Below are 3588 nucleotides of genomic sequence, written 5' to 3'. Positions count from 1 at the left end.
AATCATTAACTGCCGAACAGGAGTATTATATAATAATGCCCCCAACCAGCAGCGGCGGTCCTTAAAAGATGGCGTTAAATCCGTCTACGTCATTGCCTCTTGTGGGGTGGCCACCCGATGCAACTACGCTTACTGTAAATTTTTGGGCTGACGGAGTTTTTCCCCCATCACCAAACAAGGAGGAGTGTTTCAATTTTATAGCAACCGCCTCTACACAATATATACATGTCATTTTTGGCACGTTGAATACTTATTCCGGTTTATATATTCAAATTTATGATAGTGATGGTAATAATATTGGAAACAAAACAAATTTAGCTGTCTATGAAAAAAATATTTCCAGAACACTAACTGTCGGAGATACATACTATATAAGGGTATGGCCATATTCAAGCAATGGTACATTCCAGATAGCGTTCAATTCGATACCCATACTACTAAACAATACTACGATACTTACTATCAATAATTGGGCTGACGGTAATATTGCCTCAGCAGGCGGCGAACAGTGGTTTAAGTTTACCGCAACCAATACTACACAGTACATACATATCAGTTTCGGCACACTGTATGATATGTATGTCCAACTGTATGATAGCGGTTTAAATACGGTTGGCAGTGAGACAAATATATATGGCTCTACCAAATACATCAGTAGGACTTTAATTGTCGCTCAAGAATACTACATAAAAGTAACGCCATATGATTCTTCTGGCAGAGGCACATACAAGATAGCGTTCAATACGTCTTCGACCGCGCCAACATTACCGTAATAAACAAAAAAATTCCGCATAATAAAAGGGCGGGTCGCAAGACTCGCCTTTTTTAAACAATCATCTCTCTCTTTGTGTGAATGTCTTCTGGAACAAACCCCCACAATATGGTATAAATAAGCTATGACTGCAAATACCCCACTAATATACAAAATGGTAGACACCTGCGGAGGCGAATTTGAAGCAAAAACGCCGTATTTTTACTCTATTCAGAATGGGACTGAAAACGAAGCCCTGCCATTTATCCAAAAAAGCGGCAAACAACGAATTGTCGTGCTTGGAAGCGGACCTATCCGCATTGGGCAGGGTATCGAATTTGACTACGCCTGCGTGCATTGCGTATGGACACTTAAAAACATGGGGTACGAGGTAATCGTAATTAACAATAACCCCGAAACAGTATCCACCGACTTTGACACCGCCGACAGACTTTATTTTGAGCCGCTTTGCATTGACGACGTAATGAGCATAATTGACATTGAAAAGCCGCTAGGTGTCATTGTGGCGTTTGGCGGCGGCACGGCGATTAAATTGACAAAAAAATTGCACGAGCGCGGCGTAAATATAATTGGCACTTCGGCGGACAGCATAGACATTTGCGAGGACAGACAGCGCTTTGACGTGCTTCTTGAACAACTGCAAATTAAACGCCCCAAAGGGTTCGGTATTATGACGGAAGCAGAAGCTCTGGACGCCGCCGAAAAACTCGGCTTCCCCGTGCTTATGCGTCCGTCCTATGTGTTGGGCGGACAAAATATGATCATCGCTTTCTCGCCTGATGATATTCGCGAGTATATGGAAATTATTCTGCGCTCAAAACAGGAAAACCCCGTGCTGATAGACAAGTACCTTGAAGGCATGGAAATAGAAGTTGACGCTCTCTGCGACGGAACAGACGTTTTCATTCCCGGCATAATGGAACACATTGAGCGCACAGGCATACATTCAGGGGACAGCATAGCCGTATATCCGGCACTTAACATAGACGATGCGTTAGCTGAAAAAATATTTGATGTTACAAAAAAATTATGCATGGCGTTAAAAGTTAAAGGGCTTGTAAATATTCAATATGTTTATTATGAAAACGATATTTATGTTATCGAGGTAAACCCGCGCGCTTCCCGCACTGTTCCGTACTTAAGCAAAGTTACGGGAATTCCCATGTGCGAGCTTGCCACAAAAATAAGCGCAGGACAGACGCTTTCCGCTATGGGGTATATATCCGGCTTTGGAAGAATACCGCCGTATATCGCTGTTAAAGTACCTGTCTTCTCTTTTGAAAAACTTGCCGGAGTAGATACGCATTTAGGACCCGAAATGAAATCCACAGGTGAAGTTTTGGGCATTGGTAAAAACTTTGAAGAATCGCTCTACAAGGGACTTGTCGCCGCGGGCTACAAAATGAAAAAGAAAGGCGGCGTGCTTATAACCGTACGCGATGGCGACAAGGCGGAAATTACCGATGTGGCGAAAAAATTCGCTCAGTGCGGATTTTCACTTCATGCGACACGCGGAACAGCACGCTATCTTAACGAAAAAGGTTTAGAAGTTAAACCTATTGATAAAATTACAGATAACAAAGAAGTTAACACGGAAACTCTTTTAGCGAGCGGACAAATAAGTTATATTATTTCTACATCGGAAAAAGGCAGAGACCCTGCGTTAGACGACGTAAAACTTCGCAGAAAAGCCTGCTCACTTGGAGTACCATGCCTTACATCAATTGACACCGCAAACGCGCTTGCCGACGGCTTGCTTTCGGGATACAGCGAAATAAGCACGGAACTAATCGACATTAACCGCCTTAGAGAAGAACGCTTAAAACTGCCTTTTACAAAAATGCAAAGTTGCGGCAATGATTTTATTTTCTTTAATGGCTTTGATACGGAAATTGAATCGCCTGAATCGCTTTCTGTGTTTTTATCAGACAGGCACGCAGGCGTTGGCGGAGACGGCGTTGTATTGATCTTGCCGTCTGATGTCGCCGACGCAAAAATGCGTATGTTCAATATAGACGGAAGCGAAGGCGGCATGAGCGGAAACGCTATTCGTTGTGTCGCAAAATATCTGTACGATAACGACATTGTAAGAAAGCACGATATGCAAATAGAGACAAAAAGCGGCATAAAAAAACTCTATCTTTCTATGCGCAACGGAGCGGTATCGTCCGTAAAAGTTGATATGGGAAGCGTTGAATTGCGCCCGGAACATATTCCCGTCAATTTAACCGGAGAAAATGTAATTAACAAAAAGGTAATCATTGGCGATGAAGGATACGAAATTACCTGCGTATCTATGGGCAATCCTCACGCTGTAGTTTTTTGCGATAAAATTGACGATATTAATTTGAGTAAAATAGGTCCCCTTTTTGAAAATGATCCGCTGTTTCCCGACCGCGTAAACATTGAATTTGTCAAAGTAATGGACAAAAACCATTTAAAACTCCGTATATGGGAACGCGGAAGCGGTGAGACACAGGCAAGCGGAACCGCCGCCTGTGCCAGCGCAGTAGCTGCAACACTGAACGGATATTGCGAAAAAAACACTGATATTAAGGTGCGCTTACCCGGCGGCGATTTATTTATCCGTTACACCGATGAAGCGGTATACATGACGGGTGATTGTATAAAAGTTTTTGACGGGACAGTGGAAATATAATATGATTTTTTGTAAACTTTTATGAATTTAAAAAATATGTATAATAAAACAAACCTTTCTAAAAAACCCCTTTTTTAAAAATTTTCTTTTGGGAGGTTGGGTGGATAACAACCGCCACAGACGGAAGTTGTTTCTTCGCCGCAATGGGAGTACCGAA

2 protein-coding genes are annotated in these 3588 nt (G+C 42.4%); both read left to right on the top strand.

Annotated elements, in window-relative coordinates; translation table 11 throughout:
- The first annotated feature begins 68 nt into the window (after positions 1-68).
- Positions 69-773, top strand: coding sequence for a hypothetical protein (locus ACYVTD_RS10610; RefSeq protein WP_461247747.1), 705 nt, complete (start codon positions 69-71; stop codon positions 771-773).
- A gap of 123 nt (positions 774-896) precedes the next feature.
- On the top strand, positions 897-3431 hold the full coding sequence (carB, locus tag ACYVTD_RS10605) for a carbamoyl-phosphate synthase large subunit (protein ID WP_461247746.1): 2535 nt from the start codon (positions 897-899) through the stop codon (positions 3429-3431).
- Positions 3432-3588: the final 157 nt, after the last annotated feature.

The sequence above is a fragment of the Treponema sp. R6D11 genome, from assembly GCF_054786075.1.
This window is presented reverse-complemented; position numbering and strand designations above follow the sequence as displayed.

What these genes read in the sequence shown, in the direction of transcription:
- ACYVTD_RS10610 (WP_461247747.1), top strand. Translation starts at nt 69, where the DNA reads ATGGCGTTAAATCCGTCTACGTCATTGCCTCTTGTGGGGTGGCCACCC.
- carB (WP_461247746.1), top strand. Translation starts at nt 897, where the DNA reads ATGACTGCAAATACCCCACTAATATACAAAATGGTAGACACCTGCGGA.